Genomic DNA, 26832 nt, shown 5'->3' on the forward strand with positions numbered 1-26832 from the left:
TTAACAAGGGGAAGATTACAGATGCTGCCCCCAAACAATCCCACTAATCATCAACAATAAAAAGTAAAATATCTTTTTCATACGTCTTTCGTCAACTATTTTTAGAATAACGCAATTTACTTTAGAATATTCTATCAACCATAATGTTTCTAATTTTCGTGAGATAAACTATCTTTGCAACCTGAAAATTTGATTAAGATGTCTTTAGAACAAGAAATAAATAAAAGAAAAACCTTTGGAATTATCGCCCATCCCGATGCTGGTAAAACAACTTTAACAGAGAAGTTATTACTTTTTGGAGGCGCAATTCAAGAAGCTGGTGCCGTAAAAAGTAACAAAATTAAAAAAGGAGCAACTTCCGATTTTATGGAAATTGAACGCCAACGTGGTATTTCGGTTGCTACTTCAGTTTTAGCATTCGAATATAAAGGAAAAAAGATTAATATCTTAGATACGCCTGGTCACAAGGATTTCGCCGAAGACACTTTCCGTACACTAACTGCCGTAGATTCTGCGATTGTGGTAATCGACGTTGCAAAAGGGGTTGAGGAACAAACAATCAAATTGGTAGAAGTTTGTCGTATGCGCAAAATTCCGATGTTGGTTTTCATTAACAAAATGGACCGCGAAGGAAAAGATGCGTTTGATTTAATGGACGAAGTAGAACAAAAACTAGACTTACAAGTTACACCACTTTCTTGGCCGATTGGTATTGGAGCAACTTTCAAAGGAATTTATAATATTTGGGAGAAAAACATCAATATTTTTTCTGGAGATAATAAACAAAAAATTTCTGAAACAACGAAAGTTGAGGATTTATCAAGTCCAGATTTAGACACATTAATTGGAACAACTTACGCCGAAAATCTTCGTAATGAGATTGATTTAATTGACGGAGTTTATCCAGAATTTGATATGCAAGAATATATGGACGGAAATTTACAACCTGTATTTTTCGGTTCTGCTCTTAATAATTTTGGTGTTCGCGAATTGTTAGACGCTTTCGTTGATATTGCACCAACTCCACAATCTAAAGAAACAGATTTGAGAATTGTCGAACCTTATGAAAATAAATTTTCTGGCTTCGTGTTCAAAATTCATGCGAATATGGATCCGAAACACCGCGACCGTTTAGCCTTTATCAAAATCGTTTCTGGTAAATTTGAACGTAATACCAACTATTTCCACGTTCGCCAAGGTAAAAACATGAAATTCGCTGCGCCAAATGCTTTCTTTGCTGATAAAAAAGAAGTGGTTGATGAATCGTTTGCGGGTGATATCGTTGGTTTACACGATACAGGAAACTTTAGAATTGGTGATACGTTGACAGAAGGTGAAAAATTTTCTTTCAAAGGAATTCCAGCTTTCTCCCCAGAACATTTCCGTTACATCAACAATGCTGATCCAATGAAAGCAAAACAATTGGAAAAAGGAATTGATCAATTAATGGACGAAGGTGTTGCGCAGTTATTTACATTAGAAATGAATAATCGTAAAGTTATCGGAACCGTTGGTGCACTGCAATATGAGGTTATCCAATATCGTTTGGAGCACGAATATGGTGCAAAAGCAACGTACGAACCTTTCTCTGTTCACAAAGCGTGTTGGGTAGAAGTTGAAGATGAAAAATCAGAAGAATTCTTAGAATTCAAACGTGTTAAACAACGTTATTTAGCAAGAGATAAATTCAATCAATTGGTATTTTTAGCAGATTCTGCTTTTACAATTCAAATGACGCAAGATAAATTTCCGTCAGTGAAATTACATTTTGTAAGTGAGTTTTAAATTTTGGTCAGATAATTGAATTAACCAACTGAAATATTTTTTAGAAAAAATCTAAATGAAAAAGATCATATTAAGTTTAACATTGATTTCAGCGTTTGCAGTAAATTCAAAAGCACAAGATTTGAAATCAATTTTTGGAACATTAAAAAAAGAAGTCGAAAAAGTAAACACTCAAACGACAACACAAAATAATTCAACAGTAAAAGTTGATTCAATAAAAGTTGTAAATGGTTCAACAGAATCTAAAACAATTTCTGCAGAATCCTTAACAAAGTTAAATGGTTTATCTAACGCAACTGTTGCCTCTGGATTGAAAGAAGCTTTGTCATTAGGATTAACGGACGGAATAAAATCATTGGGTCAAAAGAATGGTTTTTATAATAATTCAGTTGCAAAAATCTTGATGCCAGAAGAATTACAAAATGTAGAAAAAACTTTGCGTTCTTTAGGAATGGGAAGTTTGGCGGATAAAGGAATCAAATTATTGAATTCTGCTGCTGAAGATGCTGTTTCTGAAGCTGCTCCTATTTTCGTAAACGCTGTGACATCAATGACAATTACAGATGCGAAAGATATTTTATTAGGAGGAAATAATTCGGCTACCAATTATTTAAAACTAAAAACAACATCTGATTTAACAAAGGCTTTTCAACCAAAAGTGGAAGCGTCTTTAGGTAAAGTTAGTGCGGATAAAGTTTGGAATAATTTGATTACAAAATACAATACGTTAACTGGAAATCAAATTGATCCAAACCTGAATGCTTATGTAACACAACAAACAATAAATGGTGTGTTTAACATGGTTGCAGAAAAAGAAGAAGGAATTCGCGGGAATAAAGCTTTGCGTACAACATCGTTGTTACAACAGGTTTTCGGAGCGCAAGATAGTAAGAAGTAAAATACTTCTATTCAATCAAAAAAACTCGTTACAATTTGTAACGAGTCTTTTAGATGATAATTACTCTATAAAATAAGACCAAGGTATATCAAATCTTCCTCGTCTTTCTGCTACTTTAAGCTTTTCTCCTTCAAAACTTGAGTAATACTTTTTATAATCTACTTTTATCTCTTTTTCTATAAATGTATTGTTCCAATCTTCAATTATTAAATAATAACTACTACCTCCTTTACTATTTTTCTTAATTTTTTTCAAAATCTGAGTTTCATAAATTTGAGGAGTAGATTGATCATACTTACAATTAATGAATATAACAGAATAAATAGAAAATACTTCAATTAATATTATGATAAAAACATTATAAACAAAATTTTTCTTGTTGTAAATCAATATTTTAAATTGATTAAAATAATAGATTATTAAGATTAATAACGCTATAACACTCGAAGGAACCCATACATTTTTATAATCTAAGACATTGTAATCCATAGCAGTTCTAATGATTAATCCAAAACAAGATAACATAAAACCTATAGAAATTGTTGGAAGATTTGGTCTAATTTCAGGCTCAATTGAGATCAAACCTCGATAATATCTAACTAAAATGATGCAAAAAATAGGATAAACAAAAGATAAATAAATTAAAATTTCATTAAAAAACTGAAAAACTAATGTACTCAAACCTAAAATGCATCCAATAATATTAATTAATAAAGCCGTTCTTTTCAACGACTTTAAATCAGTAAATTTTTGTTCAATAATAACTAAATCTAAAAAATTCATAAAATCTAAAAATCCGCTCAATGAGCGGATTTTCTATTTGTAATAAAATATATCATTTCCTATTAAGCTTCACAAGAAGAACAAGAAACTAAGTTTGCAACTAATTCCTTAGAAACTGATTGTGAACGCTGATAGTACAATGTTTTTACACCTAATTGCCAAGCTTCGATCATCAAACGGTTAACTTCTTTCACAGGTAAATCTGGTGGAATATTTAGGTTTAATGACTGCGATTGATCTACATATTTTTGACGAATCGCTGCTTGTTGAACAATTTCTAATTGAGAAATTTCTTTGAATGTTTTGAACACATCTTTTTCCTCTTTTGTCAATTGTTCTAAATGTTGCACAGAGCCACCATTCAACATGATTTCGCGCCAAATATCTTCGTTATCAATTCCTTTTTCTTGTAATAATTTAGTCAAATATTTATTCTTACGCATAAAGTTTCCTTTCGATAAACCTGCTTTGTAATAATTTGAAGCAAACGGCTCAATTCCTGGAGAAGTTTGTCCTAAAATCGCAGAAGAAGACGTAGTTGGTGCAATTGCACAAGTTGTTGTATTACGACGTCCGTAGCCTTTTAAAACCTCTGGTTCACCATAAATACGAGCTAATTCTTCCGAAGCTTTATCTGCTTTAGATTGAATATGCTTGAAAATTTCTGTTGTACGTAATTTCGCTTCCATTCCTTCAAAAGGAATCATGTTGCGTTGTAAGTAAGAGTGCCACCCTAATACACCTAAACCTAATGCACGGTGACGTTTTGCAAAACGATTAGCTGATGCTAAATAATGATTTCCTTCTGTTTTTTCGATGAATTCTTGTAAAACTGCATCTAAAAAGAAAATTGCTAAACGTACTGCCTCAGTATCTTTCCATTCATCGTATAGCTCTAAGTTCATAGAAGATAAACAACAAATAAATGATTCATCAGCAGATGAAGGCAACATAATTTCTGAACAAAGATTAGAAGCATTAATTGACATTCCTAAATCTTTGTAAACCTGTGGTTTATTTTTATTTACGTTATCTGTAAAGAATAAATATGGTAATCCTTTTTCTTGACGTGATTCTAAAACTTTCGCCCAAATTTGACGTTTATCCGCATCTCCATCAATCATTTCTTGCATCCAATAATCTGGCACACAAACACCATAAAATAAATTCTGAATTGAACTTCCTATCGATTTAATTTTCAAAAATTCTTCGATATCATCATGGTCAATATCCAAATAAGCCGCAAAAGCTCCACGACGTGTAGAACCTTGAGAAACCACATTCATCGCAGAATTGAACAATTCCATAAACGAAACAGCTCCACTACTTTTTCCGTTATCTGTAATCGCCGCTCCACGCTCACGCAATTCACCAAAATAACCAGAAGTACCACCACCGATTTTAGTTTGCATAATAACTTCTCCTAATTTATGCGTAATTCCTTCAATACTATCTGGAATATGAACATTGAAACAAGAAATTGGTAAACCACGCTCTGTTCCCATATTTGCCCAAATTGGAGATGATAAACTCATCCAACCTCTTTCTATCATTTCTTTGAAAGATTCTTGCAATTCTGGTTTGTATAAACGTTTTGCAGCCGCAGCTGTGATACGATCTATAGCTCCTTCAACTGTTTCCCCTTTCAATAAATAACCTCTATTCAAAATTTGTTCAGATTCAGAGTTTTTCCACCATAATTTTGGTGCTTCACCGTCAAAAAATATATTTTGAATGTCGTCGTGTGGTATTGGATTGTCCATAGCTTTAGAATTTATAATGATGTGATATTGTTAAATAATTTTATTTATAGTTGTGTTTTTGATAAAAAGTTTCGGCGGTTTAAAATAAATCGTCTGCCGAAATACTTTTGTCATGTTTAGTATAATCTACTGGTCTTTTTGCGAAAAAATCGTCTAAACTACTCGCAAAAACTTCTTCCTCAAACCAAGCCATCGGTTTATACTGTTCTTGGGAAATATGAAATATTTTTTTGTATCCAATTTTAGCAATTGCTTCATCAATACGGTATTTCATATAGTTTAATAAATCTGCTTTTGAGTAATAACCAAATTCTCCTTTCTCGAAAATCCAATCTAACATCATTTCTTCTTGGTCAATATAACCACGAACAGCAGTTTCTACCCAATTTTGATCTAATTCCTCTGGTAATAAACCTTCTTCACGAATTTTATTAATCAAATAAATCCCAGCATTTGCGTGAATTTGCTCATCTGTAGATGTCCAAGCAATGATGTTTGCTGTATTTTTCATTAAACCATCAAAACGTGTAAATGCCAAAATATTTGCAAATTTCGAGAATAACGAACTATCTTCGATTACCAATGCAAAGAACAATAATTTCTCTACAATTGATTTGTTCTCGTCACGCATAATTTCTCCAACAAACGTATTATAACTTTTGAAAATTGGATTTTGTAAGGCTACATTAAACTCATCTAAATAACCATTTACCTCCAAAATACGCGAATACGCTTCACTATGTCTAAACTCACATTCTGCAAAAGTAGCACCTAATCCATTCAATTCTGGCTTTGGAAAATAATGATACAAATCTCCCCAGAATCCTTTTACCGTTACCTCTACTTGCGCAATTGATAAAATAGAACGTTTGTGAATTTCGCGTTTCGCATCATCTAAATTGGCATGATAGTCTTGGATATCTGAAGTAAAATCTACTTCTCCGTGTACCCAATATGCTTTTTGGATTGCTTCTGTAAAGGTTAAAATTTCAGGATATTCAAATGGTTTATAATTTACCCTTTTATCAAAAATAGACATAGTTTTTTGGACTTTTTAGATTAATAAACTTTGGTAAAAACGAATTCTTTCATCAAAATAAATGAAGTTGGTTCTTTTATTTTATTTAGAAATTTGAACCTCAATAGGGTTACATTTTCGTTTCAATTACTCATCGATTCTTTCAAAATTAAGATAAGATTTTACAATTAAAAATTTTGTAATCTTAAAAAATAAAAAGGTTATCAACAAGTTGTTAATTATTTGATTATTAATTAATTATTTTTGAATTTTTATTCGTTATAATTTAATAATTTTTATCAAAACAACAACTATAACTTGGATTAATTTTCTATAATTTAACAAAAAAATAGGCAAGCCTTGTTATAGACTTGCCTAAAGAATATGATTAAATTCTAAATTTTATCTTGCAATATTTACTGCACGTGTTTCACGAATTACAGTTACACGAACTTGACCTGGATAAGTCATTTCGTTTTGAATTTTATCCGAAATTAAGAACGATAATTCAGCTGCTTTTGTGTCATCAACTTTATCACTTTCTACAATCACACGCAACTCACGACCAGCTTGGATAGCGTATGCTTTTTCCACACCATCAAAGTTAAGAGCCGTAGCTTCTAAATCTTTCAGACGTTGCATATACGATTCCACAACTTGACGACGAGCCCCTGGACGAGCACCAGAAATTGCATCGGCAACTTGTATAAGTGGCGAAATTAAAGAAGTCATCTCTATTTCATCGTGGTGAGCTCCAATTGCATTAATTACGTCTGGATGTTCTCCATATTTCTCTGCCCATTGCATCCCCAAAATTGCGTGAGGCAATTCAGATTCTTGCTCCGGAACTTTACCAATATCGTGTAATAAACCTGCACGTTTCGCTAACTTAGGATTTAATCCTAATTCTGCAGCCAAGGTTCCTGCCAAATTTGCCACCTCGCGAGAGTGTTGTAACAGGTTTTGACCATAAGAAGAACGATATTTCATTCGTCCAACAATACGAACCAAATCTTTGTGTAAACCGTGAATTCCCAAATCTAAAATTGTTTTCTTACCAACTTCGATAATTTCATCCTCAATTTGTTTTGTTGTTTTTGCCACAACTTCCTCAATACGTGCTGGGTGAATACGCCCATCCGTTACTAAACGGTGCAAAGATAAACGAGCAATTTCACGACGAACAGGATCAAAACATGAAAGAATAATCGCTTCTGGCGTATCATCAACAATCACTTCAACTCCTGTAGCAGCTTCTATTGCACGAATATTACGTCCTTCACGACCAATGATACGTCCTTTGATTTCATCAGATTCAATGTTAAACACAGAAACTGCATTCTCTATCGCTTGCTCTGTTCCGATTCGTTGAATAGAAGAAATCACAATTTTACGCGCTTCATTTTTCGCATCCAATTCAGCCTCTTCCATAATTTCTTGGATATGAGCTTGTGCTTTCGTTCTTGCTTCGTCTTTCAAGACTTCAATCAATTCAGCACGTGCTTCATCAGCAGAATAGTTTGAAATTTTCTCAAGGATTTCTACTTGTTTTTTGTGCATCGTATCCACTTCTTTTTGCTTAATGTTAAGCTTCTCTGTACGTGCTTGTATATTTCCTTTCTCAGATTTAATCTGATCTTTTTGTTTCTGAATTTCTGCTAAGTCCGTTTTGATTCTCTCTTCACGTTCTTTTACTTTAAGCTCAGCATCAGCTACTTTTCTTTCACGTTGATTAACAACTTCTTCGTGTTTAGATTTTAATTCTAAAAATTTTTCTTTGGCTTGAAAAATTTTCTCTTTTTTAATGGCTTCACCATCTTTCTCAGCATCATTAATCAAATTTTGTGCTTTGCGAGTTGCTTCGTCAATCAGTTCTTGATTCTGTTTATCAACTGATTTTTTTGATAAGAAATATCCCACCGCTGCACCTATGATTAATGTAACAATTGCAATAATTATTGTCATAATTGGGTCCATAGATTATGTAATGTTTATATATAAAAAAACCTACATTAGTAAAGTATGTTTTGAGTTAACTCCTGTAAACAGGATTTGAGTTAGTCCGTCAGTCAAGTATCCGCTGTCAAATAAATGAACCTAAAAGGTTGCGGCCCGCTTTCCGAACGGTGTTCACTCGGTAACAAAACTAGTGTTGAGTTAACCAAAATAGCTAGAACTAATGTAGGAATATTGTTTAGTGGACAGTTTCACAACTGTCAGAACTTCTCTTATTTTGCGATTGACTGATCAATCAATTCTAATAACTTCGAAATGCGCTCTGTTGTCATTTCTTCGTTATCTTTCACTTGCTTTTTCAGCTTTGCTTCACGTAAAGCTAACTGAATTGTCACCATTGCAAGCGCGTCTTGTTTGTCAGAAACAGCGTACTTTTGTTCAAATTGTTTCAAAATACCATTTATTTCTTCTGCACAAGAAAGTAACATTTCTTCCTCGTCAGAATTAATCGTCATTGGGTAATGACGTGAAGCAATTTTTATCTCAATTCGTTGAGTTGACATTCTTTTATTAATTATTAGTTTTAATTTGAGCGATGCACGTATCGACTTCTTTTATTAATTTGTTCATTCTTTGCTTCATCATTTGTTTGTACTCCTGATTTCCGCTCATTGCATTAACGACTTTTAATCGTTTTACTTCCTCATTTAAATTTAAGTTATTCGCTTGCGAATCTCTCAATTTATTTTTCAATCGGGCATTTTCTTCTTTTAGAGAATTGATTTCATTTTGCAATTTTTCCAATTCTTGTATCGAGTTTTCAGCGCCCTTCAATATATCTTTATAATTCCCTAGTTGGCCTAAAACACTTAAAACTTTGTTTTCAAGTTCATTAAATTTTACCATTTTTTCCATCTCCTGAGAATTTCAATTATTCTAGCTTCTATTGCAAAAATAGTATTTTTTTACTTCTAATCAATACAATAACCTAAATATTATCAGTTTTTTCTTATTCATTTGACAAATAGAGATTTACTTACATTTTTTGTTTCGTTTCTCTATTCTTCACTACTTTCACAACATACTTGATACTAAAAAACAAAAACAATACCGAAAGAATAGTTGGCAGAAATTGACAGAAAATAATCAAAATTGATTTGAAATAATACATTCCATCTTTCCAACTTTGTTTTAACTCATATCCTAAGTTGATTTCTCTATAAGCTTTCAAATCAGTTTGTGGTAAAATATTCGTTACAACTCGTGGTTCTTCTGATAATTGATACGCAATAGTCGCATAAGAAGTAGCATCATTTATCAACGCTTTATTCACTTTATTTTCGATTTGTTTCGAGATTTTCATTGCTTTATTGTTTTCATTTTTCAACTCATTTTCATATTTCTCAAAGGTCATTTCTTCATTATTAATCAAAATATGATCGATAATAATTCCTTTCTCCACTGCAAATTTGACATGCTCACGCAATTTATTTGACGGAACTTTCAATTCAATCAAATAAGAACGTTGAATTTTGTCTATTTTCTTAACGCTTTCTTCAGATAATTCAACTATATCCAAAGTTTCTTTGAAAAGTCTTTATTTTAGTGGGTTGTTTACTCATTTTATAGCAGTTAGTACAACATAAGTACAACAATTGGAAAAGTATGTTTTAAGTCTTTGTTGAGATTAGATTTTGAGCCATCAAAAACGAAAATTTAACATTTGATCTGGGCTTAAAAATGCGAAATTCGAGCATATATAACGATTTTATTTAGCTGAGCAGTACGGTTCATCAACTGATATTCGGCTAATTTGGAACAATAATAGTCCCTTGATGCTTTGGCATATCCATTTTGAAGCAACAATTCATTCAAACATTCGCCTGATTCCAGGATTACATAACCTAATTGCCTATGATAAAAATCGTAGGCATTTTTTATTTCAGTGAGTATGGTTATTCAATCTCAAATACTCAAAACGTTGGTTAAGTAATTTCTTGCCTCCCATCCCAACTCGATCAACAAACTAGCAGGAAGATGCGTTTTTTCTTCATCTATTTTTAATTTTCTATTCTTTCGGATTTCTGGTGCGTCTATTCCGTATAATCGAATTTCTTTTTCTTCTTTCGAAAAAGCGTGTTTCACAACCTTAGTATCTGCATCTTTGATTTCCAATACATTATAAAATGTTTCCAGGTAACAAGGTTCTTTAGCACTGTATTTCATTGTATTGCAATTAGTTACATATTGTCTATACAAATTTAATTATTCAACTTTGTAATAGTATTATTCTCAAATGTTTAACTAATAAATTTAAAGTTATGGCAAGACAAAAAGGACTAATGAAGTACATCGGAACCATTGGAGATGTACGTCATTTTAAAATTAAAGGACAACCTGGCTTTTATGCTGGTATGGTTGGTGGTCCAACTGCTCAGCAGGTGAAATCTGCACCTGAGTTTGAACGTACTCGTGAAAATATGAATGAGTTTGGTGGTTGTGCAAGAACTGGAAAATCGTTGCGTACCGCTCTTTCTCAAGTCATGAGTAAAATGGCAGATAGTCAAGTTACAGGTCGATTGACTTCAGTTATGAAGAAAATCAACTTAGAAGATGGTACAGAAGCCAGAGGTTATCGTAAAGTTGAAGTTTCTACTCAACGCCAATATTTAATTGGTTTTGAGTTTGACAAAAAGCTTTCGATTAATGGTGTTTTTAATGCGCCTTATGATGTTGAACATAATGTAGATAGAAACGAAGCGGAATTTATTGTTGCAGCATTTAATCCTGCTGAACTGATTTCTGCTCCTGCTGGTACTACACACTTTCGTTTAATTAATGCATTGGCTGTTTTATCGGATTTCTCGTTCAATCCTACAACTGGAAATTATGAGCCTGACGATGCTATTAATAATGAATTAAATGTTGTTGAATACTCGGCTTATATTCCGTTAAATGCTCCGTATACCGGAAGTACGATTTCGGCAGCTTTACCAGGTGCTCCAACTTTAGCAAATAATGTAACGGTTGTTCAGTGTATTGGTATTGAGTTTTTCCAAGAAGTCAACGGAAATTATTATCCTTTCGCCTCTGGAAACTGTCTGAAAATCGAAGATGCTTTTTAAGCGGTTAGGTTGGTTAAGGAGTCTTTTCGATTTGAAAAGGCTCTTTTTTGTTTGATTTAAAATGATTGATTATGCGTGTTAAAATTGTTCGTGTGGCACAAGGAAAACAAAGTACGTTGAGCCATTTATATATTGATGGAATCTTTCAATGTTATTTGTTAGAAGATAAAATACGAGCCGATAAAATACCTAAGCAAACTGCAATACCTACGGGTGATTTTAAATTGATTGTCAATTCTTGGGGAGGTATGAATACCAAGTATAAAAATCTAATGGGTAAAGTTCACGAAGGTATGATTGAAATTGATCAGCTTCCGAATTTTGATTATGTATATATCCATATCGGAAATACGTATTTACAAACTGCAGGATGTCCGTTGACTGGGTTTGGTTTTGAATTGATCAATGGTGATTATCAAGTTACCCATAGTCGTAAAGCTTATGATATGGTATATCCTAAACTTTTGAAGATTGCCAAAAGCAAAGAAAATCAAATTCGAATCGAGAATAATTTTCAATTCTAAAATCAGAAGTTATGGAAAATGAATTGGTTTTAAATGTCCTTTTTGGTTCAGTTTCAAGTTTATTATTGGCGGTGGTTGCCTACTTTATTAAGCAATTACACTCCGATTTTAAGAAAATGGAAAAGGATATTACAGAAGTAAAAACGATGGCTTTATTAATCAAAACCGAATTTAAAAACAGTTATGATTTACTCAGTCAGCGTGTAGAATATTTAGAATCAAGAATTACAACTCTTGAAATGTTGAATCTTAAAAATAAACGTGATGAAAAAGGATAGTTTAAATTTAGTTGAGCGTGTAACCAATGAAACACCAAAATGGTTTAAAATCGTTCGTAATGTTGGATTAGCTTTAACTGCGATTAGCGGTACTATCTTAGCTGCTCCGGTTGTTCTTCCGGCAACGGTTATTACAGTTGCAGGATATTTGGCTTTAGGTGGTGCAATCGCCAGTGCGGTGGCTCAAACTGCTGTAAAGATTGATGAAGCAGATAATGATTCTAACAAAAAATAGTCTTATAAGACCTTGATAAGACTTTCAGGACTTTTTGAAATCTCATCTTAATAGGTGAGATTTTTTTTATGCGTGATAGCTGCACCCAATTATATATAGAGGTGGAATATGTACGCTTTATCTCCTAATCTAAGTTGGAATATTGTCGAAAAAGTGGAATCGGATCGAGGAAATCGAAGAAGTGGTTTTGGTTCAAATTCAATATTTTTTTGAAAAGAAAAAAAGAGAAAAAAAAGAAAGCCATCAAATCAGGATTGGGGGTTTTAAAGGCAAGGTTTTCGAGCAAAATACTACCCGAATGGGTGGAGATTTTGGAAGAAACCCAAAGGGCTTGACCTTGCCGTAAAACGACCACTAACTAACTTTGCTACCTTTTTATTTATATATTTACATTTATTGTATTTAAAAATGATATCATACATTATAAACAAAAAAGGAAAAGTTGTTATATGTGAGGATAGTTTAACATCTTCCATATTTGATTTATTAAAATATTTACCAATAGAACAGTTCTGGAGGATATTAAAGAACTCTTTGTATCACGATAATTTACCCAATTTTTCAGGAGAAATTGATTCTATTACATTTTGGGATAAATGGAATTCTGAAGGAACGAATAATAAAAATTTTATAGAACCTGATTTATTTATACGATTTAAGGAATTCGATTTGATATTAGAAGCTAAAAGATACAATGAAAATCAGCAGTCTTTTCAACAAAATAATGATCAAATAATATCTTATTATAATTCATTTGAAGATGAACAAAAAAAGCTTTATTATATCCAAGTAGGTGGATTAAAAGATAAAAATGATTTAGAACACGATAAAGCTATTATATTAAAAACGGATTGGAATAAACTTTTAGATGCTGTTGATAATGAATATAATCAAATTAAATCATTAAATCTTATGCATTTAAAAAGCTCAACACGAATCTTAGAAGATTTGATTAAGCTTTTTGAATTTCATCAATTTTATAAAAAAATATGGTTAAAAGATTTTAAAATTAGCCAACCTATCAAAAAAGAAAAATATTTTAATACAAGAATTTTTAAAAATGGAAAATAACAACTTAAACCAATCTTTAATTGAAGTAAGAAAAGCTTATCGAATTCTATTTGACTACCAAAGTAGAATTTTAGATTTAATAAGTTATATTTCTGGTAAAACGCAATTTAACTATAATGGTGGTTATTCAAAATTTAGCAATACTGGACCAAGAGATGGTAAGGGAAAATTAAATTTTTGGGCTTGGGATTGGTTAAACTTTTACTATTATGAATTTCATTTTAACAGAATTGAGATAGGAAAAGATGAATATTTTTTTTCTATTTTTCATTTAGCTGATGATGGTTTTTTTGATGCTCATAATAAAAAAGGCAACTGCAATAAAATTGATTTAAATGACTTTACTGATGAAGAGGAAAGTAGATCTAAATTAATATTTGTATTAGGAAAAAATAAATGGTATGATTGGGGGTTTAATTGGAACTCAACTAAATTTACTTTAAGTGAATCTGATTTTATAAAGGATAATGAAAATCAAGCTATACTTTTTAAAAGCTATAATCTAAATAGATTCGATACGGAAGACAACACAATTAATGTTATAGAAGATTTTAAAAAATTCTGTGAAGGGAATGAAATGGTATTCAATATCAATTTAAAATTATTTTAAAAACGCACTGGGGCAATATGCGCAGGTGAAGAAAAAGCAATCCAAAATCAAAATAAGGTGGCGAGGGATTGTAGCTGAACATCCGACAGGATGTTTTGCTACACCGAGCCAATTGGTGTGGGCTAATAAGCTATCAAGCAGCACAAAAGTGAGGGGTTACGAATTGCTTTGCAATGGAGTACCGAACGATGTGATGCGACTAGCGGTTTAGCGCAATACACCAATGTACCTTACTAAAAAACTTTTGCTTTTTCTGAACCTGTAGCCGCTTTCTTGGGTGGCGGGGTGCGTGGAATAATTAGAAATTATGAATGATGAATTATTGTAAATGCGTTGTGGTAAATGGAATAGCGTTCGAGATTTAATTTGCTAATCGAGCATTTTTATGTGTAACGAAAAGCCGTTAAAAAATGGGCTTGACTGAAAGGAAAGCTTATTTTAGGCTTGATTTTGCGGAGTTGGGTGAATGGTACGCTTCGCTTAGATGTTAGATACTAGATATTAGTAATTAGATCATTACTGGGCTCAAAAAATGTATGGATAGTGAAATGAACCTAACGGAGTAAATCGTTGCATAAAAATGATTGTGGCAATACTGCTACTTCAACAAGGGCAAAAAACGACATGAGATACTCTCTGCTTCGGACAGGTAAAGGAAGGGGCTATTTTACATAATATGATTATAGTGGGCTTGTCCCCGAAGCCCGCTAGGCGACTATAATGCCATGTTATGTAAAAATAGCTTTGGTGGGCGGCTGGAGTCGAGTTGTGAGTTTTGAGTGATGAGTTTTGAGTTTTTTTGCTTTTGTTGGCAGATGAAAAAATACCCCAAATAGTGTTTACACTTTTTGGGGTATGTTCAATTTAATATGCAAAACTGGAATTAACCGCAGTTGCTTTTTTGTTGTTGCCTTATACACTTACCAACTTTGCAAATAGGCGTTTATATTTTATTGACTATCAAATACTACTTGATGTAGTATTTTGGGGTTGATAACATTATAAGTTTATATATTGAAGTTTAAATATTCTTTTGGTATATTTTTTACAAAAATATTCTTAATATATTCATTAATTTCTATTTCAATATTTGGCTTTGATGCAATCATTTCTATATTCGGTTCATAAAAATTACTTTTAATGATTTTTTGACCATTTTCATTTGGAAATAGTAAAGCGAGTGAACTTATCTTAGAATTAGATTCTTCTGAAATTCCTGTATTTAAAATATATTTAAACATTAAAGATGGTAGATGTAAACCTTTTACCGTTTGAAATTTCGAATACTTTGCATCTAAAATAAAATATTTTTTAACATTATTTACACTGTTAAAAATTTCTATAATAAAATCGGGATGATAAAAATTCCCTTTACTACTATCAATTCGCCTAAGCTCAGTTTCTTGACCTTTAATGCTATCGGTATAATATTTATGTTCATATAAAAATTTAATTCTAACATCATTATTTTTTAAAACTATACGCTCTATTATTTCATCATTCCTATTAGATGTTGCTTCAACATTAAATAACTCTAATTTTAAATTCTGTTTAATAGAATCAATAATCACAAATAAATTATATGCTTCATAAAGTCTACTAAGCTTGCTAATATTCAATAATTTGAATTCACCAAATAAGTCGAATTTATAATTATATAAATTTTTTATTAAAGAAAATGATTTTCTATAGTGATTTTTTTGTGCAAATACTGTTGTTATTAATGGCTTTTCTACTTTAGGTTTTGTATCAATAAACAAACGACGATATTTATTATACAGTTTTATTACTTTTTTTTCTAAAGAAGATGAATCTTCAAATAATTTGATGAAAGGTATCTTTTTTAGATCTTTAAAGTCTGCATATTTATCATCTTTAGATGGTTGAATATTAATGTTAGATTTAATTTCTAATTTTAAATTATTTATTTTCTTCAAAACACAAATAAATGAACCCAATATAATTTGATTCTCATAGTTATTAAATGAATTTACATTCTCTATAGAAAATAAATGATCAATTACTCCAAATTTATTATTTATCTTAATCGAATTATAATGACCTTTTAAAGAATCATCAAAATTAACTTCATCAAGATTGCTAAGCACCCACTCCAAACTATCTGGTGATACTTTTGAAGAATCATAAATTTCTTTACTTTGTTTTTTTCTTAAAACAGTATATGGTGTATTTAAAAATAAAGGGTAAAGTTGATCAAAAGTTAAAATAAATCTCTCTATAAATGATATTAATTTTGATGTATTACTTAAATCAATCCCATTCTTTTTAAAATCTAGTTCATATGTACTTCTAGAAAAAAATATATTAAAAAGCCTATCTTCTTTACTCCATAGATAAGTGAAAATATCTTCAATTTCAGATAATTTCAATTTTTCAATTCTTATATTGAATAAAAAAGTTTCATTGTTTATTTTTAAACTCGCAAAACCAAAATAATCTTCAAAATATCTAAAATCATTAAGTTTTATAATTTTATCAAATATGGAAATTTTATCCAAATCGATATTAATATCTTCGATATATACCTCATTTGAAACAATTTCATTTGAGGTATAAATAATTTCATATCTCCCTAATTCTAAAACATTAAATGTATTATTATTTGGAAAAACTTCAACTTTATGATCCTTAGTAATTTGAAAAACTCTAAGCATAAGTTAAAGTTAAAAAATAGTTATAATTACCTTCAAATACACTATCGTCATTACCATTATCTAAAATTTTCTTTAATATTTCACTTGATTTTTTTAAATCATATTTTTCGAAAACTTCAAGTAAATCCTCCAAATGATTTCTAGCTGTATCACCTGTTAAATTTATCATTGGTAATAATCTCTGAGCAATACAATAATCCAATGGTCTAGAAATTTCTTTTTTCATTAACCCTTTTGCAACAGTACAATATCTTTTAATTGAAATTTCAACCCTAGGACTTATAGGTAGTCTTAAAGAATTAAATGGTTTTTTTATTTCATTAAAAATCTCTTTCAAATCTTCTGGCAATTCTAAAGACTTTCTTTCATCTTGATAATCTAATAGATTAAAAAATTCAATACATTTATTAAATGATAAGTTTAATCTTTCAATATCTTCAATTGAAATAGAATCAATTGAAATATTAGTATATGGAACTTGAATTATATTTGCCCTATCTATAACCCTAGGAGATAAAGTTTCCGTTGTTTGATCGTAATTTATTGTGGCAATGAACCTTAAGTTGTTTGAATATTCTAAATTCAAACTATTACCTAATTGAACAGATAGGTGGTTACCATAATTTGCATAGCTATCTGTAAGATTATAAAATGTTGACCAATAATGCTCTATAGGACTTAGATTAGCTTCATCTAAAATAATATAAGCCATTGGAGAACTTAAAAATTTAGAATTTTTAGCTTCAAAATCTAACTGACATAATAGTTCATATACACCTGTTGGGGCAGAATGAAATTTATTTGTTAAAGGGTTTTGAAAACCAATCAAATCTTTTTGAGAAGTCCACCCTCTACTTACAGAAACTTCTGAAATCCTATCACTAGGTGCTAAAATTTTTGCAATCAACCTTGCTAAACTTGTTTTACCCGTACCAGGTAAACCTGCAAATACTGTTAAAGTATTTTGATGTATTGATATTAGTAAATTATCAACGAATTGATTATCAAAATTTCTTCCGCATTTATTTAAAATATTTACAAAATCCTTACGAAATTCAATGTAATCACTGTATCTATCTTCTATAGAACAATCTTTGAAAATTTCACTTTCTTTTTTATCAAATTCGGAAAGATCTCTACCACTTAGAAAATCGAAATATTTTTTATGTTTAAAAACATTTAATAATTCTTCCTGTGCATCTCTTTGAACTCTTCTATTTTCTTGTCTAAGCTCAGTAATAGTAAAATCTAAATCTTCCTTTTCTTTATTTAAATTGTTAATTTGCTCTTTTAATGAATTTAATTCAATTGATTTTTTTTCAGTTTCTAAATTAATTTCATTTTCTATATTATCTTTTTCTTCTTTTAATTTATTAATCTCATTTTCTAACTCTGATTTAATTTTTGATAATTCTTCTTCCTTAATTTTAGTAATATTTTCAACTTCTAAATTTAATTTTTCTAGTTCTTCTTTTTTTACAATAATATCTTGCTGAATTTGATCTTTTCTTAAAGAATATTCGTCAACAGAACTTTTTAACTCAAATTCTTTATTCTGTAAATTTTCAATTTCTTGCTTAATATTCTTTATTTCAGGTATTAATAAAGCAAGCTCTTTATTAGATACAATTATTTTTTCAGTATTTTTTAAAATATCAGCAATTCTTTTATTTTCATTTAAATATCCTTCAACGGATTTGATTTTATTAGTTTTACTTAATATTTCTAATAAATTATTAATATGCTCATTATCAAAAGTGTCTGAATTCTGATTTAGAATAGTTTTGAATTCATTAATCAGAACATTATCATCTTTAAAATCAACAGATTTAATAAGCTCTAATTTATTGTAAGTAGGAATATGTATTTTTCTTTTAATATCATTTACAACAAACTCAATAAAAGACTCATCATTCAAAGAATATTCTCCAAAAGGTTTCCAATAATGTTTTTCAACATTAAAATAACCTTCACTAGTCATATCTCTTGATAAAATCTTAAATGGCCCTAATAAAATATTATTAGTTTCTATAAATATTGGTGTATTTTCTTCTATATACACATCTATTAATAAACTTTCTAGTAATGGTTCATAAATTTTAATTCTTGAAGTAGACTCTTGAACATCTCCTTTTAAAATTTCTATGATTTCACTTTTTTCAATAGGATATATATAAGAATCTACTGTTGCACATTTTGGAAGATTTGAACCTTCATAATACCTTGTATTTTCAAATACACCTGGTTGACCAAAAGAAATTTTTATTAATTGATTAAGATTAAATCTTGAAAGAGTCCTATCATTGATTGTTTTATGAGGAATTACAACAACTCTTTCCATATCATAAGTATCAATATCCTTTATAATACCATTATCATAATATAATAATGGTATTATATTACGATCTGGAAAATCCTCATCCTTAACAGCCAAAATATAATTTGTGCTTGTAAGTCTCAGATTATAATCTTCTTTAAAACTAAACTTCTCCGAGCTTAAATTACCTGTTTTCATAATTTTACTTTCTTTTATTATATATAAATTGTTGGTCAAAGACTAAAATAATCATTATTTGCGTTTAAACAATGTTTGTTTTGTTATTTATTATTTTAACTATATGTAATAAAAAAAGCTATAGTTTAACAATAGCTTTTTTATATTATCTAGGCCCCATAAATCGGTCACCGTTGAAATGTATCATATGATCAGGTAAGTCCATCAACCATACCTCTGTTTCCCAAGCGATATCGGTTGAATATTTTTTGAATACTGACATATCCGGAAATGCAGTTACATATACCTTACCTGCTTTACATTCTTTAAAAAGTTCTTCTAATTCGTTGATTCTTTTTTGAGAAACAGGGCCGTGAGTAGTTACTGCTTCAATTAAATAAATCCAGTTCTTATCTTCACGATATAAAATTACATCAGGAAGTTTTGAATGTTTGGTAATTGGAATACCTAATTCTTTTAGTTTATCTTCCTCTATATGTATATTTTTATTTGCTGTATCGCCTAAATACAATAACATTGAATTTGGAGCAAAACGAGGTGCAAATTCTTCTACAATTGCTTTTTGTAAATCGTTATGTAAACCTGCAGATAAATTAATTGTTTTATCATCTGTTATTTTAACAGGCACTAAATCGAACGACTTAGCAGTTTCGTATTTTTCTACAATATCCTTAGTATTCTTTAAAAATACCTTTAATGATTTACTCCATTTAGTAGTATCATATGTTTTTAAAACTTTTAAAAATTCATCTGTAAGGGCATAATTATTTTTAGAACTATTAACAGGAATCGTTTTATCATCTGGGTTTTGTTCTACTACTCCTTTTTGAATAAAGTAATGTAATACTTGTCTACGAACAGATTCACGCGTATTTTCCTTATAAGTAACATCATATTCTTCACTTATAAAAGTCATTATACCTTTTGCTACTCCTAATCTAGGATTAGAAACAGATGACCATTTATCCGTTTCTTTTATATTTGCTAAAGCAAGTAATGTAAGTGCAGCAATTTTATTTTTCTGTTTCGTATCAAAACCCAAACTATCCAAGATAATCTGAGCTTCATCAATTTTGTTCATAGTTAAGTTTTTGTAGTATGTATTGGTTAATTTCCTCAAAAGATAACTTTTGATTATTAATTACTTTTTCACCAATATGAATGATGAATTGGTAATCAGGAAATTTTAGTTGTTTAATTTCAGTTGAGCTTACATTTACATTGCCATTAAATGTTTGGAAGTATTGATTCATAAAAGTAGAATTTAATAGAGCAGAAATACCATATACTTCTTCCTTGGTTAATTCTCTTTTTTTACTGTAAATGTAATTTAGCTTATTATCAATTCCGATATAATCAATATTATCCTCTTTAAAATAAGGTGTACAAATTAAACGATGTTTATCTCCCTTTGCACTTTGTCTTCTTAAAAATATGTAATTAGAACTTGGTCTTAGTATTGATTTAGTTGCATCATTTTGAATGATAAATTGTTCTTTATTCAAATCTTGTAAAGGCCAATTCAATTCCATTTGAGTAACATTATTCAACCTGTAATATGGTTTAATATTCTCATCAATTTTAGCTTCTAATACTATATTTTCTTTTGTTCTAAAATCAACAACAGGACCAGTAGAAATAGTGATATCAAAATCTTCTAATTTCTTATCCCATTGGTTCACAATTTTCAGAATTTTATCTTCATTCTCATTAATTGGAATAAAAACGAATTTATTTTCAGATTCAACATTATAAACCTCATTGTATTGGTAGTTCTTATTTGAATAGATATTTAAATCACTATCTGAACTTGTAATAACAATTTGATCTACCTTATGTTTCACTGCCTTCGTAATTAAAAGCTCTTGTAAAACTTTATCTTTTTTAAATGTATCATTTCTATTTACAAATAAATGTAAAGAATGAAGGTTTACATTATCTAAAAAGAATTCACGAAATTTCTTGAAATATAACCCTGAAGTAAAACTACGAGGTGTAATGAATATCATTTCTCCATCATCGTTTAATAAACGACTAGAAATAGCCATAAACAACGAATAGATATTAGGTTGACCTCCATTGATAATATCTGTAGCTAAAGCACGTTCGTCCGTCTTTGCTAATTTAAAATAAGGTGGATTAGAAATGATAATATCATATTTCAACTCTGAATTGCTATTTAATACATTTGCATTTTTTAATACAAAATCTTCAAAGTAAATAGTATAGTTAAATGCTATATTTTTAGAAGATAAATACTCTGATAAAGTCTTCGTTATATCTTCAATATATTGTTTAAGGTTATTATCTGTTTCGTAAATATCTAATTGAATCGACTTTGTTTTTTGATTTTTAACTAGATGATCAATTAATGCACACGATAAATTTAAAGTTCCACATCCAGGATCAAGAATTTTTACACACTCCTTTTGAGTAGTTGATAAACTACCCATAAAATCTGAAATATTATCAGGAGTAAAAAACTGACCTATTTCTCTTTTTTCCTTTTGAGTTTTCTGTTTAGAATATACATCGGCAAAGAATTGAGATAGTTCAGATGGTGAATAATCCTTGATTTCGCTACTCTTCATTTTTTAAATTTATTAGGCTGCAAATTTACGAGTTTAATAGATTAAAAATATGATTTAGAAATTTTGTATTGCAGTAAAAATTCCATCTTTTTCAATAGATATTTTATTTAATATATTTTCAGTAACTTCATAGAATCTATATCTCTTTTTAATTAAAACGGAAATTCCAGAATAAGCTTCTTCTATTGAATTATACCTTATATTAGAATTACTATAGTTTAATTTTTTAGGCTCTATATTTCTCTTATTTATAGTACTGTAGTATTTAACACAAACTAACGGAACTTTATTTGAACAATTATCATTAAAAAATAAAGAGTCTTTTATAATAAATTCATAATAAACAGAACTATATTGATTAATTTGAAAATCTAATTTAATTCTAATATTTCTTCCTATAAACTTAAATGATTTTAATGATTCTATAAATAATTGGTTTTCTAGTAAATTACTGATTAATCGGTCCACATCTTTTAAATCATTTTTGAAAGTATTCAAAGTTTTATTATAATGTGATAAAGGATGTAATAAAATGAATAAATATGCATTTAATGAGTAAAAATCAGTTTTATATGCAACTAAGTTTTTCTCAACAAAATCATTACAAATTCTAAAAATTTTAGTCAATTTATACCCCTCTATTTGTTCTAAATCAGAAGTTCTAAATAATTCTTTAGGGAATATCTTTAATAAAGTATCTTCTAAATATTTTCTAAAATAATTTGCTGCTGCTGGATAATCTGGATTTTCATTGTTATATAAATAAAATCGAGCTTTATCTAAATCAGTTTTATTCTCAACAACAATTGGAATATCAATTAAAGATCCATTATATAAATTCTCTGAACCGACGTATATCTCAATTGACTTCCAATGATCTCTATTATCAGCAAAAAAATTATTACAAACTTCAAAAAATCCTTTATCATATGAAGATATAAATATCTGCCAATCAATAAATTCATCTTTTAATATTTTCAAAATAGGAATTCTATTAGCAGTATCTAAACCTATAAATATATCATCAAAATAAATCAATTTATAAACATCTTGATTAGGAGTTAATTTTAATGATGCTAAATATAAACAAATTGCAAATGAAGATAATCTAGCTTCATTAAGAAAATCTTTATAGTCATCTCCTAAATTTTGTCCATTTTTTAATATTTTCAATCTTAAATCTGTATCTAAAAACCAATTAGACTTGCCTCCTGAAGCATATTCGAATTTTACATCTTTTAAAATATATTCAATACGTAAATCAGTTAATTTAAAATACTTACTTAAATAATTATTAACTAACTCAAAAATTGAATCTAAAGTTAAGATAAGACTTGATTTATAGGCAGATATTTTAGTCAATGCTAATTGATGACAACGACTTCTCCTAGTTTTAGCATCAGTAATTAAATTTTTAATTAAAAAATCGTATTGACTTTTAAATGAATTAGAATTACCAGCTTGAGTTGGGATATACTCACTCAGTAAAATATTAAATATTAAATCAAATAAATTAGGATTAGGTTCTGATTTTAAATAAATTTTCAATAAATCTGTATAATCTAGAAAACCACTTATTAACGATGCTTCTTTTATAAAGGCTACATTATTATTAGATCCCGAATTTGAAAATTTTAAATTATTAGAATTAATAATTTTTGAATATTCATCAAATTCAGAAAATGTTAATTCAATTTTTCCATTTATTGAATTATTAAAAATATTCTTTGTAAATATTTGTTGATTGATTGAATTTTCAAAAAATTGATTAAAAGATTTAAATAATGAAGATTTTCCTGATCCATTTTCTCCATAAATTATTAAATTTTGTCCTCTTTCTAAATTAATTACATAATTTTTATAATAAGCACGACAATTCTCTAACTCAATTTTTGTTATTCTATGCATTATCTGAAAAAATAAAATTCATTTTTAAAATTAATTTCGAAATTATAGAATCATTACTTGACAAATATTTATATCTATCCTCATTTGATTCAATTTCTTTAATAGAATAATTTAAAACGTTAAATACATCAATTATATCTATTCCATCTACATAGCTATAATTACTGTTGATTAAAAATTTACATATGACGTTTAAAATATTATTAAAATAATTTTTAATATTAAGATCATTTTCGCTTTTATTAATGTCAAATATTTCCTTAAATACGCGTTGGTTATCAAAACTTATAATTGGAATTCTTATATTTTCAATAAATGATTTTGTTAAATTTTTATCGGATAACGACTTTGAATTTTTTAATACGAAAAATAAATACTCTAAGATATAGCTATTACGTTTTACTGATAATAAATAATTATTATCATCTACTAAATAATTATCATTATCTAGAAAAATATTTTCAAAACTTAATGTCTTATTATTGATAATTATTTTTTCGGTATTAAAAATCTTTTCAATTTTCTTTACATCATCACCTAAATACTTAACATTACCATAAGCAACAGGTTCGAAAGAATTTAATTCTAAAAATTTTAAATTATCGCTATTATTTGAAACATCATAATTAAACATTTCTTTTTTTATTCCTCTATTGATATTTACAATATTTTTAAGTGATGTTTTATATATGATATTTTTTTTAGAAGTTACGCTATATTTAGTTTTAAATTTTCCAACATTTTCATTAAATATATCTATACTTTCTACATTATTCATTAATGAAAATATAGATCTTAAATCTGTTGTAATAGGTTTAGCCTCATATTTTATAACATCGATACTAATCTCGTTAACAAAATACCATAAGGCATATAATGATTGCTGAGTACGTCTACCATTATCTACACATAAAATATAGTCTAAGTTTAAAGCTAAGTTTTTTTGTTCACCATTATTTACTAAGCATTTTAACTTTGTTAGAAAATCTGCTTCAAAAACATTTGCAACGTATTGAAAATATTCAGAATTATTTTCTAATGATTTCGTTAAATCTGGCTTAGATTTTAACCTAAAATTGATTTTATTACCAACCTTATAATAATCTAGAGCATCATATGATTTTTTAGTATCACTAGAACTAATGAATTCTAACTGCAAGTAAATTAATGCTGTTAGAATATTTTCATTTTCCATTCTAGTTGTTGATTTTCTATAATAAAACCAATCTAAATTATTATTAAAAATATCTTTAATAGAATCTATCAAGTCTCTTGAAATATATGAATTCCACATTTCAAAAGAATCCATTTTAATTGGATAAGGTTTATAATTCAATCTAATAAATAAATCGACTGGATCAAATTTTTCATTATATTTTGAATCTATCTCTATAACCCATAAGTCAAAATTTTTTATTTTTTCTTGATATTCTAAAGACAAATCTTCAAATTTTAAAGATGTTAAATCAGATAAAATCCCATTTTTTAAATTCAATGAATAATAATCTTTTTTACTAGATTCAAATTCATTATTTGTATTTATAAAATCTTCTCCCAAAAAACCTAAAATCGTTAATAACCTTTGTTGTCCGTCTATGACTTCTGATATACCATCTTTTTTATAAACAAATATTGGAGGGATTTTTATACCTAATAATATACTTTCAATAATTGAAGATGCTTTCCTCTTATCAATAACTTCATTACGTTGATATTGAGGACGAATAATGAATTTTTGTCTATTCATTAATCTAATAATATCATCAATAGAACTTGATGAAGGTTCAGGTTTATTAATTCTTAAATCTTCAAAACTTATAAGTTCAGAATTATCTTTTGCTTCATTAATTTCATTTAAAGTTTCATTAAATTCTAAAGAATCTTTTAAATAAACATTAAAATTAATATCAAATGATTCTTTAAATATTGTAGAAATATTTTCATATCTATTCTTTATATGAATAGCAAAAGAACTTCTATCCATATTATATATAGAAATATTATGCTCTAAATACTTGGAAATTTTTTCGATATCTTCTTTTGATAAATTTAGATTACCAAATTCATTATGATAAATAGATAATGCCCAAAATAAACATTCTGAAATTAATCTGTTATATTTATCTTTATTAGAAATATTTGTATAAACACTATATAAAATATTTATTTTAGATATAAATATCTTTTTAAGCTCTTCTAAATCAACTGTAGAAATATCTTCATATAAATATTCATAGAATTGATTAACTACATTACTTTTTTTAACAGAAAAATATTTAATTGGTATAGAATCAATAACTAATAATTCTCTAATTTTCTTTAATAAGACTTCGTCATTAAATTTTTCAAAATGAAACAATATTTTTAAAATATCATAAAACCTCTTATCACTTAAAATTTCATCTTTAAAATATTGATTTAAATTATCATATAGAAAGGAAGCTTTATCTATTTCAGCATTTTTTAAAGGAGTAATACCAGAATTATATCTTTTAAAAATTTCTTTCTTTACATTTTCTTCAATGGAATCATTTATACCATCTTTAGTATTAAAACTAAATTCAATAACTCTTAATTTTGTTTCCCAAATTAAATCTTTATACTTAATATCAAGTGATTCAAAATTTTTACCAACGAATTCTTTATTGATAAGTTTTTTTAAACCTGATCTTTTTAATTTAAATTCATTATTAATGAATCTAAGAATTGTCTGATATCTTTGTCTACCATCAATAATTTCTACCTTCGAAATATTTCTAAAATATATCAATGGAGGAATTTCAGTACCTAATAAAATACTTTCTATGAAATATGTTGCCTTTTCATCATCCCAAACATAATTTCTTTGATAAGCTGGCTTATAATTAGTATTTTTTAACTTTTCCTTATTACTAAATAATGAATCAATTGAAACTGTTTTAGAATCAATTTTTAACTTGTTTTCAAAAACTTCTTTAATACTTGTCATCTAATCTGAAAATTATTTTGGTCCTCCTTATTGAATAATACAAATATATATTTTTATAACTATAATTTTTTATAGAAAGTAACCTAAGTAACCAAATTTCGGCAAAAACTGTATGTTGTCAAAATAAAT

General features: G+C 28.4%; 24 protein-coding genes. 9 read left to right on the forward strand and 15 right to left on the reverse strand.

What is annotated here, in order from left to right:
- Positions 1-198 precede the first annotated feature (198 nt).
- Both B3578_RS01240 and B3578_RS01245 read left to right on the forward strand, forming a co-directional pair.
- Positions 199-1785, forward strand: a complete 1587-nt coding sequence (locus tag B3578_RS01240) for a peptide chain release factor 3 (protein ID WP_038333563.1) — start codon at positions 199-201, stop codon at positions 1783-1785.
- Positions 1786-1840: 55 nt separating this feature from the next.
- The gene (locus B3578_RS01245; protein ID WP_280037648.1) at positions 1841-2683 is read left to right on the forward strand and encodes a DUF4197 domain-containing protein; all 843 of its coding nucleotides are present in this window, start codon (positions 1841-1843) and stop codon (positions 2681-2683) included.
- A 60-nt stretch (positions 2684-2743) separates the two neighbouring features.
- Here the strand turns inward: B3578_RS01245 and B3578_RS01250 are convergent, their stop codons facing one another.
- The 9 genes from B3578_RS01250 to B3578_RS01285 form a co-directional block, all read right to left on the reverse strand.
- Positions 2744-3466 (reverse strand): hypothetical protein, encoded by a 723-nt coding sequence (locus B3578_RS01250; RefSeq protein ID WP_286496359.1) that lies wholly within the window; start codon positions 3464-3466, stop codon positions 2744-2746.
- Between the two features lie 62 nt (positions 3467-3528).
- Positions 3529-5229 carry a ribonucleoside-diphosphate reductase subunit alpha gene (locus B3578_RS01255; RefSeq protein WP_115001235.1) on the reverse strand — a complete coding sequence of 567 codons (1701 nt, stop codon included), beginning with the start codon at positions 5227-5229 and terminating at the stop codon, positions 3529-3531.
- Positions 5230-5308: 79 nt separating this feature from the next.
- Positions 5309-6268: a ribonucleotide-diphosphate reductase subunit beta gene (locus tag B3578_RS01260; protein ID WP_038335662.1), complete on the reverse strand. Its 960-nt coding sequence runs from the start codon at positions 6266-6268 to the stop codon at positions 5309-5311.
- 381 nt (positions 6269-6649) lie between these two features.
- The gene (rny, locus tag B3578_RS01265; protein WP_371875740.1) at positions 6650-8212 is read right to left on the reverse strand and encodes a ribonuclease Y; all 1563 of its coding nucleotides are present in this window, start codon (positions 8210-8212) and stop codon (positions 6650-6652) included.
- Positions 8213-8475: 263 nt separating this feature from the next.
- On the reverse strand, positions 8476-8766 hold the full coding sequence (locus B3578_RS01270) for a cell division protein ZapA (RefSeq protein ID WP_038335658.1): 291 nt from the start codon (positions 8764-8766) through the stop codon (positions 8476-8478).
- Between the two features lie 7 nt (positions 8767-8773).
- A complete protein-coding gene (locus B3578_RS01275) occupies positions 8774-9118 on the reverse strand; it encodes a hypothetical protein (RefSeq protein ID WP_019975371.1) in 345 nt (114 codons plus the stop codon).
- Positions 9119-9239: 121 nt separating this feature from the next.
- A complete protein-coding gene (locus B3578_RS01280; RefSeq protein WP_219035173.1) occupies positions 9240-9782 on the reverse strand; it encodes a hypothetical protein in 543 nt (180 codons plus the stop codon).
- 155 nt (positions 9783-9937) lie between these two features.
- On the reverse strand, positions 9938-10162 hold the full coding sequence (locus tag B3578_RS14360; RefSeq protein WP_219035182.1) for a thermonuclease family protein: 225 nt from the start codon (positions 10160-10162) through the stop codon (positions 9938-9940).
- A 6-nt stretch (positions 10163-10168) separates the two neighbouring features.
- Positions 10169-10429 (reverse strand): hypothetical protein, encoded by a 261-nt coding sequence (locus tag B3578_RS01285; RefSeq protein ID WP_219035174.1) that lies wholly within the window; start codon positions 10427-10429, stop codon positions 10169-10171.
- Between the two features lie 95 nt (positions 10430-10524).
- On the opposite strand from B3578_RS01285, the gene B3578_RS01290 reads away from it, so the two are divergent.
- The 7 genes from B3578_RS01290 to B3578_RS01320 all read left to right on the forward strand — a co-directional run bounded on the left by B3578_RS01290 (position 10525) and on the right by B3578_RS01320 (position 14046).
- On the forward strand, positions 10525-11328 hold the full coding sequence (locus B3578_RS01290) for a hypothetical protein (protein WP_052217806.1): 804 nt from the start codon (positions 10525-10527) through the stop codon (positions 11326-11328).
- A 71-nt stretch (positions 11329-11399) separates the two neighbouring features.
- On the forward strand, positions 11400-11852 hold the full coding sequence (locus B3578_RS01295) for a DUF5675 family protein (RefSeq protein WP_219035175.1): 453 nt from the start codon (positions 11400-11402) through the stop codon (positions 11850-11852).
- An 11-nt stretch (positions 11853-11863) separates the two neighbouring features.
- Positions 11864-12130 (forward strand): hypothetical protein, encoded by a 267-nt coding sequence (locus B3578_RS01300; protein WP_068599396.1) that lies wholly within the window; start codon positions 11864-11866, stop codon positions 12128-12130.
- Positions 12117-12365 (forward strand): hypothetical protein, encoded by a 249-nt coding sequence (locus B3578_RS01305; RefSeq protein WP_219035176.1) that lies wholly within the window; start codon positions 12117-12119, stop codon positions 12363-12365. The genes B3578_RS01300 and B3578_RS01305 overlap by 14 nt, the downstream gene beginning before the upstream one ends.
- Before the next feature lie 142 nt (positions 12366-12507).
- The gene (locus B3578_RS01310; RefSeq protein WP_219035177.1) at positions 12508-12711 is read left to right on the forward strand and encodes a hypothetical protein; all 204 of its coding nucleotides are present in this window, start codon (positions 12508-12510) and stop codon (positions 12709-12711) included.
- Between the two features lie 62 nt (positions 12712-12773).
- On the forward strand, positions 12774-13436 hold the full coding sequence (locus B3578_RS01315; protein WP_052217808.1) for a hypothetical protein: 663 nt from the start codon (positions 12774-12776) through the stop codon (positions 13434-13436).
- Positions 13426-14046: a hypothetical protein gene (locus B3578_RS01320; protein WP_038335647.1), complete on the forward strand. Its 621-nt coding sequence runs from the start codon at positions 13426-13428 to the stop codon at positions 14044-14046. The genes B3578_RS01315 and B3578_RS01320 overlap by 11 nt, the downstream gene beginning before the upstream one ends.
- Positions 14047-15053: 1007 nt before the next feature.
- Here B3578_RS01320 and B3578_RS01325 read toward each other — a convergent pair.
- The 6 genes from B3578_RS01325 to B3578_RS01350 all read right to left on the reverse strand — a co-directional run bounded on the left by B3578_RS01325 (position 15054) and on the right by B3578_RS01350 (position 26703).
- Positions 15054-16721, reverse strand: coding sequence for a hypothetical protein (locus tag B3578_RS01325; protein ID WP_291046506.1), 1668 nt, complete (start codon positions 16719-16721; stop codon positions 15054-15056).
- Positions 16714-19236 (reverse strand): hypothetical protein, encoded by a 2523-nt coding sequence (locus B3578_RS01330; protein WP_291046509.1) that lies wholly within the window; start codon positions 19234-19236, stop codon positions 16714-16716. Before B3578_RS01330 ends, B3578_RS01325 begins: the two co-directional genes overlap by 8 nt.
- A 145-nt stretch (positions 19237-19381) precedes the next feature.
- Entirely contained in the window at positions 19382-20317 is a 936-nt protein-coding gene (locus B3578_RS01335; protein ID WP_291046512.1) for a BsuBI/PstI family type II restriction endonuclease, read from the reverse strand.
- Positions 20304-21827 carry an Eco57I restriction-modification methylase domain-containing protein gene (locus B3578_RS01340; RefSeq protein ID WP_291046514.1) on the reverse strand — a complete coding sequence of 508 codons (1524 nt, stop codon included), beginning with the start codon at positions 21825-21827 and terminating at the stop codon, positions 20304-20306. The genes B3578_RS01335 and B3578_RS01340 overlap by 14 nt, the downstream gene beginning before the upstream one ends.
- A 54-nt stretch (positions 21828-21881) precedes the next feature.
- The gene (locus tag B3578_RS01345; RefSeq protein WP_291046517.1) at positions 21882-23735 is read right to left on the reverse strand and encodes an ATP-binding cassette domain-containing protein; all 1854 of its coding nucleotides are present in this window, start codon (positions 23733-23735) and stop codon (positions 21882-21884) included.
- The gene (locus tag B3578_RS01350) at positions 23728-26703 is read right to left on the reverse strand and encodes a DUF262 domain-containing protein (protein WP_291046520.1); all 2976 of its coding nucleotides are present in this window, start codon (positions 26701-26703) and stop codon (positions 23728-23730) included. Before B3578_RS01350 ends, B3578_RS01345 begins: the two co-directional genes overlap by 8 nt.
- Positions 26704-26832: the final 129 nt, after the last annotated feature.

The organism is Empedobacter sp. UBA1574 (genome assembly GCF_002322895.1).
In the GTDB taxonomy this organism is placed as follows: domain Bacteria; phylum Bacteroidota; class Bacteroidia; order Flavobacteriales; family Weeksellaceae; genus Empedobacter; species Empedobacter falsenii_B.